This window comes from Micromonospora sp. NBC_01796 (assembly GCF_035917455.1).
In the GTDB taxonomy this organism is placed as follows: domain Bacteria; phylum Actinomycetota; class Actinomycetes; order Mycobacteriales; family Micromonosporaceae; genus Micromonospora_G.
The window spans coordinates 3,250,832-3,267,704 of the sequence record NZ_CP109078.1 but is presented as its reverse complement, the minus strand read 5'-3'; the positions used below and the strand labels follow the sequence as shown (position 1 = coordinate 3,267,704).

General features: G+C 70.2%; 13 protein-coding genes. 4 read left to right on the top strand and 9 right to left on the bottom strand.

Annotation, left to right across the window (positions count from 1 at the left end; genetic code table 11):
• Nucleotides 1-30 precede the first annotated feature (30 nt).
• The 8 genes from OIE47_RS15115 to OIE47_RS15080 all read right to left on the bottom strand — a co-directional run bounded on the left by OIE47_RS15115 (nt 31) and on the right by OIE47_RS15080 (nt 11,166).
• Entirely contained in the window at nt 31-2,970 is a 2,940-nt protein-coding gene (locus OIE47_RS15115) for a galactose-binding domain-containing protein (RefSeq protein WP_326562124.1), read from the bottom strand.
• Between the two features lie 96 nt (nt 2,971-3,066).
• The gene (locus OIE47_RS15110) at nt 3,067-3,342 is read right to left on the bottom strand and encodes a hypothetical protein (protein ID WP_326562123.1); all 276 of its coding nucleotides are present in this window, start codon (nt 3,340-3,342) and stop codon (nt 3,067-3,069) included.
• A gap of 2 nt (nt 3,343-3,344) precedes the next feature.
• Nucleotides 3,345-4,973 carry a glycoside hydrolase family 13 protein gene (locus OIE47_RS15105; RefSeq protein WP_326562122.1) on the bottom strand — a complete coding sequence of 543 codons (1,629 nt, stop codon included), beginning with the start codon at nt 4,971-4,973 and terminating at the stop codon, nt 3,345-3,347.
• A 97-nt stretch (nt 4,974-5,070) separates the two neighbouring features.
• Nucleotides 5,071-5,958, bottom strand: a complete 888-nt coding sequence (locus OIE47_RS15100; protein ID WP_326562121.1) for a carbohydrate ABC transporter permease — start codon at nt 5,956-5,958, stop codon at nt 5,071-5,073.
• A gap of 11 nt (nt 5,959-5,969) precedes the next feature.
• Entirely contained in the window at nt 5,970-6,926 is a 957-nt protein-coding gene (locus OIE47_RS15095; RefSeq protein WP_326562120.1) for a carbohydrate ABC transporter permease, read from the bottom strand.
• A gap of 83 nt (nt 6,927-7,009) precedes the next feature.
• On the bottom strand, nt 7,010-8,389 hold the full coding sequence (locus OIE47_RS15090; RefSeq protein WP_326562119.1) for an ABC transporter substrate-binding protein: 1,380 nt from the start codon (nt 8,387-8,389) through the stop codon (nt 7,010-7,012).
• A gap of 304 nt (nt 8,390-8,693) precedes the next feature.
• Nucleotides 8,694-9,695: a LacI family DNA-binding transcriptional regulator gene (locus OIE47_RS15085; protein ID WP_326562118.1), complete on the bottom strand. Its 1,002-nt coding sequence runs from the start codon at nt 9,693-9,695 to the stop codon at nt 8,694-8,696.
• 76 nt (nt 9,696-9,771) lie between these two features.
• The gene (locus OIE47_RS15080; protein ID WP_326562117.1) at nt 9,772-11,166 is read right to left on the bottom strand and encodes a dihydrolipoyl dehydrogenase family protein; all 1,395 of its coding nucleotides are present in this window, start codon (nt 11,164-11,166) and stop codon (nt 9,772-9,774) included.
• 92 nt (nt 11,167-11,258) lie between these two features.
• Here OIE47_RS15080 and OIE47_RS15075 point away from each other — a divergent pair, with 92 nt between their 5' ends.
• Entirely contained in the window at nt 11,259-12,449 is a 1,191-nt protein-coding gene (locus tag OIE47_RS15075; protein WP_326562116.1) for a serine hydrolase domain-containing protein, read from the top strand.
• On the opposite strand, the gene OIE47_RS15070 is transcribed toward OIE47_RS15075, so the two are convergent.
• On the bottom strand, nt 12,446-13,390 hold the full coding sequence (locus OIE47_RS15070) for a phytoene/squalene synthase family protein (RefSeq protein ID WP_326563102.1): 945 nt from the start codon (nt 13,388-13,390) through the stop codon (nt 12,446-12,448). The genes OIE47_RS15075 and OIE47_RS15070 overlap by 4 nt on opposite strands.
• 292 nt (nt 13,391-13,682) lie before the next feature.
• Between OIE47_RS15070 and crtI the strand changes: the two genes are divergently transcribed.
• The 3 genes from crtI to OIE47_RS15055 are packed head-to-tail and all read left to right on the top strand — an operon-like array spanning nt 13,683 to nt 16,781.
• Entirely contained in the window at nt 13,683-15,164 is a 1,482-nt protein-coding gene (gene crtI / locus OIE47_RS15065) for a phytoene desaturase family protein (protein WP_326562115.1), read from the top strand.
• Complete coding sequence (gene idi / locus OIE47_RS15060; RefSeq protein WP_326562114.1) at nt 15,161-15,793, top strand: isopentenyl-diphosphate Delta-isomerase; 633 nt, start codon at nt 15,161-15,163, stop codon at nt 15,791-15,793. Before crtI ends, idi begins: the two co-directional genes overlap by 4 nt.
• Nucleotides 15,783-16,781, top strand: a complete 999-nt coding sequence (locus tag OIE47_RS15055) for a MerR family transcriptional regulator (RefSeq protein ID WP_326562113.1) — start codon at nt 15,783-15,785, stop codon at nt 16,779-16,781. Before idi ends, OIE47_RS15055 begins: the two co-directional genes overlap by 11 nt.
• Nucleotides 16,782-16,873 lie beyond the last annotated feature (92 nt).

Genomic DNA, 16,873 nt, shown 5'->3' with positions numbered 1-16,873 from the left:
GGAGTGGCGGGAGGGGACCGTGCCGTACGCCTAGACGGCGTAGACCTCGTACTCGGAGAGCTGACCGGCGGGCCAGCCGGTGTTGCCGGTGAAGGTCAGGCGCAGGTACCGCTGGGTGGTCGCCGCGAAGGTGACCGTGACGGTGTTACCCGAGGCGGGGTTGAAGGTGTAACCCGCCGACGCCTTGACCGTCGCGTACGACGATCCGTTGGTGGAGCCGAGCACCGACAGCGTCTGCGTACGGGTCTGCCAGGCGGCCGCGGGCGGCAGCTTCAGCACCACCCTCGACACCGACCGGGCCGACCCCAGATCCACCGTGATCGACTGCGGGAAGGCGCTGTTGGCGCTCTCCCAGTACGTGTTCGCGTTGCCGTCCACCGCGTTGCCACCGCCGTACACGTCGGCCACGCTGGTCACCGTCGTCGGCCGACCGGCGGCCAGGTTGACGTTGGCCGGAGGCGTGGTGGGCGGCGGGGTGGTGGGCGGGGGCGTCGTCGGCGGAGGCGTGGTCACCGGCGGGGTGGTGGGCGGCGGCGTGCTGCCGCTGCCGTACACCTCGAACTCGGAGACCTGCCCGGCCGGCCAGCCCGTGTTCCCGGTGAAGACCAACCGCAGGTAGCGGCGGTTCGCCGAGGGCAGGACGACCGACACCGAGTTACCCGAGGCCGGGTTGAAGGTGTAACCGGCCGCCGGGACGATCGGCGGGAAGCTCCCGTCCGTCGAACCCTGCACCGCGAACGTCTGGGTACGGGTCTCCCAGCCCGGTGGCAACTTCACCACCACCCGGTTGGTGTTCACCACCGCACCGAGGTCGACCGTCAACGACTGCGGGAAGGCGCCGTTCGCGCTCTCCCAGTAGGTGGCGGCGTTCCCGTCGTTCGCGTTCTGCGCCACGTACCCCTGCGACGTGCTGGTCGCCGTGATGACCTTGCCCTGGGCCAGGTTGCCGTTGGTCGGCGGCGTGGTCGGAGGGGTCGTCGGCGGGGTGGTCGGAGGAGTGGTGGGCGGCGTGGTCGGCGGCGGCGTACCGGTCGGCGGCGGGCTGGTCGGCCCGTTGTTCCAGATCGGTGTCGGCCACGGGCCGCAGTCCGGGGTGGCGGTGTACCAACCCGAGTTGCCCGCGCCCTGGGTGATCTGGAAACCGCTGCCGACGCAGTTGTGCATCGGCTTCGGCTGGGCGATGCCGCTGGCCCGTACGTTGGTGAAGGAGACCTGACTGGCCGCCTGCACCTGGAGCGCGTACGTGCCCGCGCCGACGATGTTGACGTTGTTGAGGAAGATGCCGTTGGTCTGACCCTCGATCCAGTGCAGCGCCGCGTACGAGCTGTCCAGGATGTCGGTGTCGGTGATGTTGATGGTGGGGTTCTGGAACCCCTGGTTCAGCGCGGAGAACCAGATCGCCCCGACGCCGAAGTTCCAGTTGTAGTCGGAGTTGCCGTTGCGGATCAGGGTGTTCCGGGCGATCGTCCAGGTGCCCAGGACCGAGGTCGCACCCTGTACGCCGGGGTAGCGGTTGGCCACGTGGATGCCGCCGCCGTTGGTGAGCGAGTCGGCGGTCACGTTGTCGGTGATCTTGATGTCCCGACCGCCGTAGCTGACCAGGTGGTTCGCCAGCAGCGTGACGCCGATGGTGTTGTGGGTGAACGAGTTGTTGACGTTCGGTACGTTCTGCGCCCACATCGCCAGCGCGTCGTCACCGGTGTTGCGGACGAACGTGTTGGTCACCGTGGAGTTGGTGACCCCGGTGTGGAAGTTCACCCCGTCCGCGGTCTGGTCCAGGATCCGGCTGTTGCGGATGGTGAAGTTGTCCATCGGGCCGTCCATCCAGGCGCCGACCTTGGTGTGCTGCATCCAGATGTTGTCGATGACCGAGTCGGTCATCGCCCCACCGAACGCGTTCACCTGGTCGTCGTCGATCCGCTCCTGGATGTCGCCGATGATGGCGAAGTCCCGTACGGTCACGTTCCGGCTGGGACCGTTCGCCTCGTGTGGGCGTACCCCTCCGGTGTAACCGCCGCCGGGGACGTACTTGCCGTAGATGCCGGCCGCCCGGTTGCGCTGGGTGGGATGCCGACCGCCGAGCACCGAGTACCACGGGCCGGCGCCGCGCAGCGTCACCCGGTCGACCACCACGTGGTCCCAGAGGGTGAAGTTGCCCTGCGGAATCCAGACCGCCCGGCCCTGCGCCGCCCCCGCGTCGACCGCCGCCTGGAAGTCGGCGGTGGAGTCGGTCGCACCGGTCGGGTCGGCACCGAAGTCGGTCACCACGTCGATGACGTTCGCCGGCTTCGCGATCGGCCCGCCGACCAGCTCGAAGTCGGCCAGGTCGATGGTGAACGTGGGTGACTGGGCGGTGGAGCTGACCTGCAACCGGACCTTGGTGCCGGCCGGGTAGGTCGACCCGAACAGGGTCCGGGCCTCGTCGTAGAAGTGGTGCGGGTTGGTGTCACCGGGGTTGTTGTTGAACGGGTAACCCCCGTAGTACCAGCCGTACTTCGAGGTCACCGGGACGGCCTTGACCACGTTGCCGTTGATCCGCAGGTCGATGCTGGCGTCCCGGCCGGTGCCGGACGCGCTGTCCGGAATGCTGTACCGGAAGGTGACCGCGTCGGCCGGCTTGGTCAGGGTGAACTCGACGTACTCGCCGACCGCGTCCAGGGTCACCGCTTCGCGGCCGGAGGCCTCGGACGGGAGCTGACCGTAGTAGCGGGTCGGGCCGATCTTCGAACCGTTGTGGGCGACGTTCTCCGCCTCCTGCTCGACGAAGGGCACGGTGGCACCGCGACCGACGATGTCGAATGGAGAGAGGCCGGCGGCCTGGGCGGGCGCTGCCGACGTGAGGGTGAGAACACTGATCGAGGCCGCGGCCATCGCGGTGCTGGCGAGAACGGCCAGCCCGACCCGGGCGCGGTTGTTGCGTGGTGCGGTGGCGGTGCCGGGCGTGGGCGCGCCGGCGGTATGGATGGCCATTGGATCCCTTTCGTCAGGAAAACCAATTCCCCCGTGCGTGGAGCCGCGTGGAGCCGCAATCAGCAATGGTTCAGGGCGCGTAGACCTCCCGTTCGGTTACCGGCCGGTGGAACGGCCGGTGCTGGTGGCGGCGACGGTGACGTTTCGCACCGCCGCCGGAAAATTCGGGGGTACGGCGTGTCCGCCGACGGTGGGGTCGGCGTCCCCACCCCCGGCGGACACCACCGCGCCGTCGCACTCGGCCCGGGTGGGCCCGGGGCCGAGCCGGACGTACCCGGCGACCCACTGACCCGCGTACGCCGCCGGCAACCGCCGGTGGGAACCGCACACCGCTGTCCCGGTGCTGCGCTCGACGACGTGTACGCGGGTCATGTCTAGACCGTTCCGGTCCGCAGCCAGACGGCCGTGTCCGGGGGAAGCAGGTCCCCGTCGAGCGGCCCGCTGGTCAGCAGCCGGAGCTGGTGCGCCGGCAGCGGCACCGGTACGCCGGACAGGTTCACCACGCAGGCGAACCCGTCGCCGCGGCTGAAGGCGAGCACGTCGTCCGGTGCGTCGAGCCAGCCCATCGGGCCGTCACCGAGACCGGTCTCGGCCCGCCGGATCCTGATCGCCGCCTGGTAGAGCGCCAGCATCGACGACGGGTCACCGGTCTGAGCCTGAGCGGTACGGCCCTTCCAGTCCGCCGGCTGCGACAGCCACGGTGCGGTTGTCGCGCCCTCGGGGCTGAAGCCGAACGGGGGCGCGTCACCGGACCACGGCAACGGCACCCGGCAGCCGTCCCGGCCCGGGTCGACGTAACCGGAACGCGGCCACATCGGGTCCGTACGCTCCCCCGGCGGGACGTCGACCTCCCAGAGCCCGAGTTCCTCGCCCTGGTAGACGTACGTGGCGCCGGGCAGGGCGAGCGAGAGCAGGGCCGCCGCGCGGGCCCGTACGGTGCCCAGTTCGAGGTCGGTGAAGATCCCCTCGCGCTTCTTGGCGAAGCTGAACGTGGTGTCCTCCCGCCCGTACCGGGTGACGTGCCGGGTGACGTCGTGGTTGGAGAGGACCCAGGTGGCCGGGGCGTTGACCGGGGCGTGTGCGTGCAGCGTCCCGTCGATGCTCTCGCGCAGCGCGGAGGCGTCCCAGGCGCAGCCGAGGAAGTCGAAGTTGAACGCGGCGTGCAGCTCGTCCGGGCGCAGGTAGTTGGCGAACCGCTGCCGGTCCGGCATCCACACCTCGCCGATCAGCGCCCGGTCACCGGGGTACTCGTCGGCGATCCGCCGCCAGGCCCGGTAGACGTCGTGCACCCCGTCGAGGTCCCGGAACGGGTGCGGCCGGTCCGGCAGGGTCTCCGGCAGGGTGCCGTCCTTGACCAGCAGACCGGCCGAGTCGATCCGGATACCGTCCACGCCCCGGTCGAACCAGAACCGGAGGATGTCCTCGAACTCGGCCCGTACCAGTGGGTGTTCCCAGTTGAAGTCCGGCTGTTCGGCGGTGAACAGGTGCAGGTACCAGTCACCGGGGGTGCCGTCCGGGTTGGTGGTCCGGGTCCAGGTCTCGCCGCCGAACTCGCCGACCCAGTCGGTGGGCCGCTGGTCGCCGTTCGGGCCCCGGCCGGGGCGGAACCAGAACAGGTCCCGCTCGGGTGCGCTGGGTCCGCCGGCGAGCGCGGCCTGGAACCACGGGTGCTGGTCGGAGCAGTGGTTGGGCACCACGTCGACGATGGTCCGGATGCCGAGCGCGTGCGCCTCCGCGATCAGCGCCTCGGCCTCGGGCAGGGTGCCGAAGATCGGGTCGATGTCCCGGTAGTCGGCCACGTCGTAACCGGCGTCGGCCATCGGCGACGGGTACCAGGGGCTGAACCAGATCGCGTCGACGCCGAGCGCGGACAGGTGATTCAGCCGGGACCGGATGCCGGCGATGTCGCCGATGCCGTCGCCGTTGCCGTCGGCGAAACTACGTGGATACACCTGGTAGATCACCGCTCCACGCCACCACGGACTGTTGTCTGCTGTGGACACGAGCACCTGCTTTCTGCGTCAGTACGTCGGCGGGTTCGCCAGACCTGGATGTGTTCGGGCGAACGGTCGTTGTCCGCCGCGGGAGGTAACGCGAGGCCTATCCCTTGAGGCTGCCCGTGGTCAGACCGGACATGATGTTCCGCTGGAAGACCAGGAAGATGATGACGGTCGGGATCGCGGCGATGACCGAGGCGGCGATCACCACGTTCATCGGCGTACCACCGGCGAAGGCGTAGATGCCGACGCTGACCGTACGGGTCTCGGGTGAGGGCATGACCAGCTTCGGCCAGAGGAAGTCCTTCCAGACCGCCGTCACCGCGAAGATCGACACCACGCCGAGGATGGGACGCGACATCGGCAGGATGATCGACCAGAGCGTACGCAGCGGCGTCGCCCCGTCCATCAGCGCCGCCGCGATCAGGTCCTCCGGAATCGAGTCGAAGAACCGCTTCAGCAGGAAGATGTTGAACGCGTTCGCGACCAGGGGCAGCCAGATCGCGAACGGCGAGTCGAGCAGGTTGATGTGCACGATCGGCAGGTCGATCACGGTCACGTACTGCGGGACGATGAGGACCATCGCCGGGATCATCAGCGTGGCCAGCATCGCGCCGAGGATCACGTTGCCGAAGATCGGCCGGAGCTTCGACAGCGCGTACGCCGCGGCGGTGTCGAAGACGAGTTGGAGGAGCACCGCGCCGGCCGCGTAGTAGAACGTGTTGAACAGCAGCTTGCCGAGGTCCAGGTTGTTCCACGCGTCGGCGTAGTTCTGCCACTGCGGATCCTGCGGGAACAGCGACGGCGGGGTCTGTGCGACCTCCTGGCCGGACTTGAGCGCGCCGGTGACCATCCAGTAGAGCGGCCCGAGGAAGACGAGCGTGAACCCCACCACGACGACGGTGAGCAGCGTCCAGTAGATGACCTTGCCGCGCCCCCGACTGAGCTGGGCATGGGAGATGAGTGTCCGGGTCCCGGAGTCCTGTGCCATGGGTCGCCGTCCTAGTCCTGTTTCGCAGTCAGTCGCACGTAGACGGCGGAGAAGCCGGCCAGCACCACGAGCATGATCACGCCGAGCGCAGCGGCGCCGTTGAGGTCGTTCTGGAAGAACCCGTGCTGGTAGATGAGGTACGCGACCGAGGTCGCCGAGTCCTCGGCGCCCGCGCCGTTGGCAAGGATCAGCGGCTCGATGAAGAGCTGCATCGTGGCGACGATCTGGAGCATGGCCAGCAGGGCGAGGATCAGCCGGGTCTGCGGGATGGTCACGTTGACGATCCGTCGCCAGAGCCCGGCGCCGTCGAGTTCGGCCGCCTCGTAGAGTTCGCCGGGTACGTTCTGCAGCGATGCCAGGTAGATCAGCACCGCGCTGCCCATGTTCATCCAGGTGGACGCGATCACCATCGCCGGAATCGTCATCTCGGGCGACTGCATCCACTGCGACGTGGGCAGGTGCAGCGCCTTGAGGATCGCGTTGAACAGCCCCGCCTCACTGGGGTCGTACGCGTAGAACTTGAACAGGAACAGCGCCGAGGCCGGCGGCAGCATCACCGGCAGGTAGACCAGGATCCGCAGGTAACCCTTGGCGTGGCGGAACTCGTTGAGCAGGATCGCCACGAAGAACGGCAGGGCGTACCCGAGGACGAGCGCGAGGACCGTGAAGTAGAACGTGTTCTGCCAGGCGGTCCAGAAGCTGGGGTCGGCGACGATGCGTACGTAGTTGTCCCAGCCCACCCAGGAGGTCTCCCCGCGCCGGGTGCGCTGGAAGCTCATCACCACGCCCCGGATCATCGGGTACCAGGAGAAGACGACGAAGCAGAGCACCGCCCCGATGAGGAACGCGTGACCGGTGAGGTTGTCCCGTACCTTGCGGCCGAGGCTCGTACGCTTCGGCCGTGCCGTGTACGGCGAGGTCGGGCGTCCCGGTTTCCTGGTGGCCTCCGGGACGGTGGTGATCGCCAAGGCAACTCCTGGGTGAGTCAGTGACACCGATGGTGCGGCGCGGATGGTGTGGGGGCCGGCGTACCGACCCCCACACCCTCGGATCAGCTCTCGGCGGCGAGAAGCTGGTTGACCTTCTCTTCGGCCGTCTTGAGCAGCGCGTCGATGTTCGAGTTCGGGCTGGTCAGCACCCCGGACATCGCACCGTCGAGCACCGCGTAGATCGCCTGTGCGTTGCGCGGCTCACCCTTGATCGGCACCGGGGTCGCCTCGAAGATCGCGAAGTTGGCGGTGTCGACGTTCGCGTTCGCCTTGCGCAGCTCGAGTTCCTGCTTCTGCGCGTCGCTGCCGTTGGCGAACAGCAGCGGCTGGGGCAGACCCACCGGGTAGTTCTGCGGCTTCGCCCGGACGTAGTCGAACTGACCCTTGCCCGGCGTCAACTTCTGGTACGCGATCCACTTCAGACCGGCCTTGACCTGCTCGGGGGTGAGGTCCTTCTTGAAGAAGTAACCCTCGCCACCACCGAGCGTGCCCTTGGCCGCGCCGTCCTGGCCCGGCAACGGGGCCATCGCCCAGTCCTGGAACTTGCCCTGGAACTGGCTGACGATCGCCTGGGTGGCGTCCGGCGCGCCGATGAACATGCCCACCTTGCCCGCACCGGCGTTGGTCAGCAGGTCGCCCCACTGGAGCAACTGGCGGTCACCCATGCTGTTGTCGCCGTACCGCATGTCCTTGAGGTTCTGCAGGACCTGCTTGCCGGCGGCGTCGTTGAACGCGGCCTTCTTGCCGTCCGCGCTCAGCACCTGGCCGCCCTGCGAGTAGAGCAGGGAGGTGAAGTGCCAGCCGCCGGTGTTGCCCGCGCTGTACTCCGAGTAGCCGGCGATGCCGTTGCCGAGCGCCGAGATCTTCTTGGCCGCGGCCCGGACCTCGCCCCACGTCTTCGGCGGGCTGTTCGGGTCGAGACCGGCCTGCTGGAACAGGACCTTGTTGTAGACCAGGCCCATCGAGTAGTTCTTCACCGGTACGGCGTAGAGCTTGCCGCCGTCGGTGAAGACCTCCTTGAGCGCCGGGTCGACGCTGTCCCAGGTGGGGATCGAGTCCTTGCCGACGAGGTCGGTGATGTCCTTCGCCTGACCGGAGTCGAGCACCTGCTGGAGGTCGGTCATGTAGCCGTAGAACAGGTCGGTCACGGTGCCACCGGCCAGGCGGGCGGTGAAGTCCGGCGGGTTGTTGCACTGCTCGCCGACGCTCACGCTCTTGACGACGATGTCCGGGTTCTGCTTCTGGAACTCCACGACATCGTCGTTCCAGTTCTTCAATATCTCTTTCTGAGCGCCGACCGGCTGGCAGTCGACGGTGATGGTGACCTTGCCACTCGCATCGCTCGATGCGTCGTCACTCTTCGTGGAGCACGCCGTAAGGCTGAGCCCCAGGCCGGCTACGAGCGTCAACGCCGCAGCCTTCCGCAGCCTGGATCCGTCCATGGAGAACACCCTTCCCTGGGTGGGCACGCGGGATTGTGATCTAGCTCTCTTGCATGCAATGTTTCGTGGCGATGACGATACAAAGTCGAATCGCTCCCCGCAAGAACTAGACGGAAATTCGAAAGACTACGACTGTTTGCCCCAGGTGGGCGGCGGTCCCGCTCCCCCCGCCCCCGCACCGGACACGAAAGGGCGGACCGGAGTCCGGTCCGCCCTGGTGGTTCGCGTCGAGGCTGGTCAGAGGGTTGTCGGGGGCAGGGAGTTGATCATCGGTGCCGCCGGGCGAGGGCCCGGGAGCGCGGGATCAGCGGGTCGGTACGGGCGCGGTCGAACCGCGTACCACCAACTCGGGCTCGAAGAGCAACTCGTCGTGCAGCACCCCGACCCCCTCGATCATCGTGACCAGCAGGTCCACCGCCGCCTGCCCCATCGTCTCGATCGGCTGCCGGACCGTGGTCAACGGCGGGTCGGTGCAGGTCATGAACGCGGAGTCGTCGAACCCCACCACGGAGATGTCCGCCGGCACCGAACGGCCCAGCCGGCGGGCCGCCCGGATGGTGCCCAGGGCCAACACGTCGCTGGCGCAGATGACGCCGGTCACCCCCCGCTCGACCAGCTTGGTCGCGGCGACCCTGGCCCCCTCCATGGAGAAGCTGGACCGCTCGACGCACTCCTCGTCCGCCGCCCAGCCCGCGACCTGCGCCATCGCGGCCAGCTTGCGGCGGGACGGGATGTGGTCCTCCGGGCCGAGCACCATGCCGATCCGCTCGTGGCCGAGCGAGCGCAGGTGGCCGTACGCCTGCTCCACCGCCACCGCGTCGTCGGTGGAGACCCGGGGGAACTCCAACTCGTCCACGCCCGCGTTGACCAGGACCACCGGGAGCCCCCGGTCGGTCAACCGGCGGTAGTGGTCGTGCCGGGCGTCGGCCAGCGCGTACGAGCCACCGGCGAAGATCACCCCGGAGACCTGGTGGTCCAGGAGCATCTCGACGTAGTCCATCTCCGAGACACCACCGATGGTCCGGGCGCAGAGCGCCGGAGTGAAGCCGCGCTGGGCGAGCGACCCGGTGACCACCTCGGCGAGCGCCGGGAAGATCGGGTTCTGCAATTCGGGCAGGACCAGGCCGACCAGCCGGGCGCGTTCACCCCGCAGCTTTGTCGGCCGTTCGTAGCCGAGTACGTCCAAAGCCGTGAGCACCGCGGTCCGAGTGGCCTCGGAGACGCCATCGCGACCGTTGAGCACCCGGCTCACCGTGGCCTCGCTGACGCCGGCCTTCTTTGCTACTTCGGTGAGGCGTTTAGTCACGGCCGCAATGGTACGGCAATTTCTTGCAAGAAATTAACTGGAATCTGCCCGGGTGGCTGCTTCGGCTGCCGTGCGGCTACTTGAGATTGTTCAGGGCGTCCCCGATGGCCCGATGGAAAGTCGGGTAGGCCCAAATCATCTGGCGCAGTTGGGACACCGGGACCGCCGCGTGCACGGCCACGGCCAGCGCACCCAGCACCTCGCCACCCGACGGACCGGCCGAGGTCGCGCCGATCAGGACGCCCCGTTCGGCATCCGCGATCAACTTGATGAATCCCTCGTTGCCGACCTTGTGGATCCAGCCCCGCGAGGAATCCGGCAGCCGAGTCTGCCCCACCCGGATGCGCAGCCCAGCGTCACGAGCCTGTCGCTCGGTCAACCCCACCGCACCGATTTCCGGATCGGTGAACGTGACCCTGGGCAGTGCCCGATAGTCCGCGCGCGGCACCGCCCGATCGGCCACTTCCGGAGCCGAGCCGCCACCGCTCAGGATGTCCTGGATCACGATTCCGGCCTGGTACATCGCCATATGCGTGAATGCGCCATGACCGGTCACGTCGCCGACCGCCCAGATGCCGTCGGCCACCCGCATCCGGTCGTCGGTGTCGAGATAGCGCTGCTCCGGATCCAGCCCCACGCTGGGCAGACCGAGTTCGTCCAGCCGGGCCCGCCGGCCGCTGGCGACCAGCAGCCGGTCCGCGCGTACGGTGCCGTCGCCGGTCAGGTGCAGGGTGAAGCCGTCCGCACCGTGGTCGACCCGCTCGGTCCGCATCCCGGTGTGGATCTCCACCCCGTCGGCCCGCAACGCGGCGGTGGCCAGCTCCGACGACTCCGGCTCCTCCATCGCCAGCAGCCGGTCGGACCGCTCGACCACGTGCACCCGTACGCCGAACCGGGCGAACACCTGCGCCAACTCCAGACCGATCGCCCCGCCGCCGAGGACCGCGATCGACCGGGGCAGTTCGGCCGCCTCGATCGCCTCGTGGTTCGTCCAGTACGGGGTGGCGGCCAGCCCCTCCACCGGCGGGATCACCGGGGTCGTACCGGTGCCGATGACGATGCCCCGGCGGGCCCGGTAGCGGATCCCGTCGACCTCGACCAGACCGGGACCGACCAGCTCGGCCGACCCACGGACCAGCCGACCGCCCTTGCCGGTGAACCGGTCGGCGGCCCGCCTGTCGTCCCAGTTCGTGGTGGCCTCGTCCCTGATCCGGGCCGCCACCGGCGCCCAGTCCGACACGACCTCCGCCCGGCCGCCCAGCACCCCGACCCGGTTCGCCTCGGCCAGCGCGTTCCCCGCCCTGATCATCATCTTGCTCGGAATGCAGCCCCAGTACGGGCACTCGCCCCCGACGAGCCGGCGCTCGATCCCGAGTACGGAGAGACCGGCCTGCGCCAACCGCCCGGCGGCCTCCTCGCCGCCGACACCGAGTCCCATCACGATCACGTCGAACTGCTCCGGCTCCGTCACCCCGTCAGCATCTCGCACCTGGCAGACCCGGACCCGGCTACCGCTCACATATCGTGTGTCGGCGGACCGGGGCAGGGGCCTACCGTGGTCCGGTGAGCGGAGACCGGGTACGTGAAGATCGGGTGGACGGCGACTGGGACCGGCGTTTTGTCGCCGTACGGGACGCCTTCGCGGCGCTGTTGAGCGACGAGCGTCCGACTGAAAATCGGAAGGTCGGCGGAACCGGTGACCCGGCCGGGAGCGGGCGGCTCGGTGGGGCGGCCGAGACCGGGGCGTCGCTCGCCGTCTGGCACCGCGGCCGACCGGTGCTGGACCTGGTCGGCGGCTGGCGGGACACCGCCCGGACCCGTCCCTTCAGCCCGGACACCCTGGTCAACGTCTACTCGGTGGGCAAGCCGGTCGCCGCCCTCTGCCTGCTGCTGCTGGTCGAACGGGGTCGGATCGGGCTGGACGACCCGGTGGTCCGGCACTGGCCGGAATTCCGCGCCACCGGGGCGACCGTACGGCACGTGCTGAGCCACACCGCCGGGCTGCCGGTGTTCCCGGTGCCCCGACCGGAACAGGCCCTCGGCGACTGGGACCTGCTGGTCGGCGACCTTGCCGCTGCCGAACCGGTCTGGGCGCCCGGCACCGTCGCGGCCGAACACGCGCTCACCTACGGGCACCTCGTCGGTGAGCTGGTCCGCCGGGTCGACGGCCGGTCGATCGGCCGCTTCCTGGCCGACGAGATCGCCGGGCCGTGGCGGCTGGACCTGCACTTCGGGCTCTCCCCGGCCGACCAGGCCCGCTGCGCCGACCTCGGCTACGGGGACCCGGACTGGCCGGTCACCATCCTGGGCACACCCGGCTCACTGCGCGCCCGCGCGCTCGGCAACCCGGCCGGCTGCCTGGACCTCGCGGTGCTCAACGGGCCGCTCTGGCGGTCGGCCGAGGTGCCCGCGGTGAACCTGCACGCCACCGCCGCCGGTCTGGCCCGGCTCTACGCCGGGCTGCTCGCCGGTGGTGAGCTGGACGGCGTACGGCTGTTCGGTGCCGAACTGGTGACCGAGCTGACCCGCGCCCAGTACGTCGGCGACGACCTGCTGCTGGAGCGCCCGGCACAGTGGACGCTCGGCATGCAGCTCGAAGACGACGGGAGCTGGGGCATGGGCGGGATCGGCGGCAGCGTGGCCTGGGCCGACCCGGTACGCGACTACACGTTCGCGTACGCCACCCGGCACCTGGCCAGCTTCAACCGGGTGGAGGGGCTGGTCGACGTACTGCACACCTGCCTCGACGGCTAGCCGGGCGGACCGGGCAGGGGTACCGGGGTGCCGGGGCGGGTCAGGAGTGCCCGCAGGGCCACCGCCGCCCGGCGCCGGTTCGGTACGGCGGCACGCCGGACGAACACGTCGTAACCGGCGGCGGCCACCTCGTCCAGGATCCCCCCGTAGAGCAGGTACGCGGTCCGCATGCACGCCTGCGAGGCGGGGTTGAGCAGGACGATCCCCGGCGCGGCGGCGGCGTAGTGCGCCTGGGCACGCGTCACCTCGTACGCGATCAGCTTCCGGATCGGTCCGCTCGCCCGGCACCGGGCGGCGGCCTCGACCAGGTCGTCCCGGCTGACCCCGAACCTGGCCAGGTCCTCGTCCGGCAGGTAGGTACGGCCACGGTCCAGGTCCTCGGCGACGTCCCGGATGAAGTTGGTGAGCTGGAACGCGAGGCCGAGCTGGCGGGCCGGTTCGCGGGCGGCGACCGGGTCGGACGAACCGAGGATGGGCAGCATCATCGTGCCGATCACCGCCGCCGAACCCTCCATATAGTCGAGCAGGTCGTCGTAACGGGCGTACGAGGTGACCGTGAGGTCCATCGCCATGCTGCGCAGGAACGACGCGAAGTCGTCCGGGTCGAGGTTGAAGGCGGCGATGGTGTGCAGGACCGCGGGGAGCAGCGGGTCGTCGACCGGGGCACCCCGCAGCCCGGCGACGAACCGGTCGGACCAGTCGGTGAGCTGGGCGGCCCGGACGGCGGGTGGCAGGTCGTCGGTACGGTCGACGATCTCGTCCGCGTACCGGGTGAAGCCGTAGAGCGCGTGCACGTGCCGCCGCTTCCACGCCGGGAGCAGCCGGGTCGCGAGATAGTAGGTGCGACCGTGCTGTTTGTGCAGCTCACGGCAGCGGGCGTAGGCCGCCGCGAGATCGGTTTCCGCCGGTCCCCGGGTCCCTGTCGCGGGCGCCGGTGACACCGTCCGCCGCCGGTCGGTCACTGCCGGTTCCTGGTCCACCACCGCACCCGACTCCCGGTCCACCGCGCCCCGTTTCTGGTCCACCGTCCCCGTCCTCCGAGTCCCTCGCCGGACAACCGACGTCTCCGCTGGCAATCGACGCACCAATCGACGCAACTCGTAACCCTAAGGTACGCTCCAGCAACGGCCAAGGACCCGGGCCGCACCACAATCGCCCCCGCACTTACCCGTCTTGCTGTGGTAACGACTCATCGGCGGGCATGATGAGGGATCGCAGCAAGGAGGTGGTCGCGTGCGGACCGTGAGTGGACGGACCGATCGGGTGGTGGTGGTCGGGGCGGGACTCGGCGGCCTCGCCTGCGCCCTGCACCTGGCCGGCAGCGGACGGCAGGTCACCGTGCTGGAACGCGAACCGGTGCCGGGCGGCCGGGCCGGGCGGCTCAGCCTCGACGGGTACGAGTTCGACACCGGCCCGACCGTGCTCACCATGCCCGACCTGATCGCCGAGGCGCTGGACGCGGTCGGCGAGGAACTGACCGACTGGCTCGACCTGATCCCGCTGGACCCGGCGTACCGGGCGCACTACCCCGACGGCTCCACCCTCGACGTGCACACCGAACCGGCCGCGATGGCGGCCGAGATCTCCCGCGTCTGCGGTCCCCGGGAGGCCGACGGTTACCTGCGCTTCGTCGACTACGCGCGCAACCTGTGGCAACTGGAGCGCACCGACTTCATCGAGCGCAATCTCGACTCGCCGACCGACCTGCTCACCGGCAACCTGCTGAAGCTGGTCGCCGCCGGTGCCTTCCGCCGGCTCCAGACCAAGGTCAACCAGTTCTTCCGCGACCCCCGGACCCAGCGGATCTTCTCCTTCCAGGCGATGTACGCCGGTCTCGCCCCGCACGACGCGCTCGCCATCTACACCGTGATCTCGTACCTCGACTCGGTGGCCGGGGTCTACTTCCCGCGCGGCGGCATCCACGCCGTCTCCCGGGCGCTGGCCGGTGCCGCCGAGAAACACGGCGTCCAGATCCGGTACGACACCACCGTGACCCGGGTGGAGACCTCGGCCGGTCGGGCCACCGCGGTCACCACCGCCGACGGCGAGCGGATCCCGGCCGACGTGGTGGTCCTCAACCCGGACCTGCCGATCGCCTACCGCGACCTGCTGCCACCGGCCCGGCAACGCCGGTTGCGCTACTCCCCCTCGTGCGTGGTGCTGCACGTCGGTTCGAGTCAGGCGTACTCGGGGATCGCCCACCACAACATCCACTTCGGCCGGTCCTGGCGGGGCACCTTCCAGGAGGTGATCAAGCGGGGTCAGTTGATGTCGGACCCGTCCCTGCTGGTCACCAACCCGAGCCGGACCGACCCGTCGGTCGCACCGGCCGGACGCCACTCCTACTACGTGCTCGCCCCGGTGCCGAACCTCGAGTCGGCCCCGCTGGACTGGCGCGGCGACCTGCCCCGGCGGTACGCCGCCGAGCTGACCGCCACCCTGGAGAGCCGGGGGTACGTCGGATTCGCCGACGGGATCGAGGTCTCCGAGGTCGTCACGCCCGCCGACTGGGCCGACGCCGGGATGGCCGCGGGCACCCCGTTCGCCGCCGCGCACAGTCTTTTCCAGACCGGACCATTCCGTCCCACGAATCTGCACCGCACACTCTCCAATGTGGTGTTCGTCGGTTCGGGTACACAGCCGGGAGTGGGTGTTCCGATGGTGCTGATCTCCGGGAAGCTGGCCGCGGCCAGGGTCACCGGCGGTGGTCGATGACCACCGCGCGGGAGCAACACCTGGTCGAGCTGGTCGACGACGGCGGCGCGGTGGTGGGCGAGACCACCGTCGCGGCGGCGCACCAGCCTCCGGGGCAACTGCACCGGGCCTTCTCGGTGCTGCTGGTCGATCCGGCCGGGCGGGTGCTGCTGCAACAACGGGCCGCCGTCAAGACCCGGTTCCCGCTCCGGTGGGCCAACTCGTGCTGCGGTCACCCGGAACCGGGCCAGTCACTGCGTACGGCGGCCAACCGGCGGCTGGTGGAGGAGCTGGGCGTCGGTCCGGTCGGGCTGACCGAGGTCGGGGTGCACCTCTACTTCGCCGAGGACCCGGCCACCGGACGGGTCGAATTCGAGTACGACCACGTACTGCGCGCGGACTTCGCACCGGACCAACCGCTGCGGCCGGATCCGGCGGAGGTGGCCGACCTGCGTTGGGTCGACCCCGAGGAGCTGCGCGCCGACATCGACGCCAACCCGGGCGGGTACGCCCCCTGGCTGGTCGGCGTGATCGACCGCTACCTCCTGTCCGTACCGGCGACCGCCGGTCCCGCCGGCACGACCGGGGTCCCGGCCAGCGCCGCTGCCGGGCTGGTGGACAACGCGGCGGAGCCGCCGGGTGGGCGATGACGGACTGAGCGCGGGGGCGGTGGCGCGCCGGCTCGGCGTGGCGGTCACCACCCTGCGCACCTGGCACCAGCGGTACGGCCTCGGGCCGAGCCGGCACGTGCCCGGCCAACACCGGCGCTACACCGCCCAGGACCTGGCCCGACTGGAGATCATGCGTCGGCTCACCACCGAGGGGGTGGTGCCGGCGGAGGCGGCCCGGTGGGCACAACGGGCACCCGACGTGGCGGACCGTGGGGAATCGGGGCGTGGTGCCCGCCCTGCTGTTGACGTACCCGATCGGGACCGTGCCCGGCCGGCACGCCGGACGATGATCCGACCGCGCGACGGCGGCGGGCGGACCATCCCGGTCCACCCGGCCGGTCCGGCCGCCCGCGGCCTGGCCCGTGCGGCGATGCGGCTCGACGCCGCCGGTGTGTACGAGACCGTTGAGCGGGTCGTCGCGGTCGACGGTGTGGTGGCCGCGTGGGACGGGCTGCTGCGCCCGGTGCTCGCCGGGCTCGGCGAGCGGCACACCGCCACGGCCGGTCTGATCGAGGTCGAACACCTGCTCTCGCGCTGCGTGTCCGAGGTGCTCGCGGTGGTCACCCGGAGGGCGGCACGCAGCGGTCCACCACGGATCCTGCTCGCCTGCGCCGACGAGGAACAGCACAGCCTGCCGTTGGAGGCGCTCGCCGCCGCGCTGGCCGAGGTCGGCGTGGCCACCCGGCAACTCGGCGCCCGGGTGCCGGCGGCGGCGCTGGTCGACGCGGTCGCCCGGACCGGACCGGCAGCGGTGGTGCTCTGGTCGCACGCCCGGTCCACCGCCGATCCGGCCCAGCTCCGGGCGGTGCTGGCGAGCCCGCACCGGCCGGTGCTGCTGGTCGCCGCCGGACCCGGCTGGCACACCGAGACGCTGCCCGTCGGGGTGCCGCTGCCGGCCAGCCTGGGCGAGGCCCTCTCGCTCACCGTGACGCTGGGCGCGTCGGCAGACCGGTCGCTCACCGGCTGAGCAGCACGTCCTGATCGATCGACGGAAATCGAGGCCCGGCGGGGCCACGGTCGATTCTCGGGTGGGCTAGCGTGAGCGCCTGCCCCGATGCT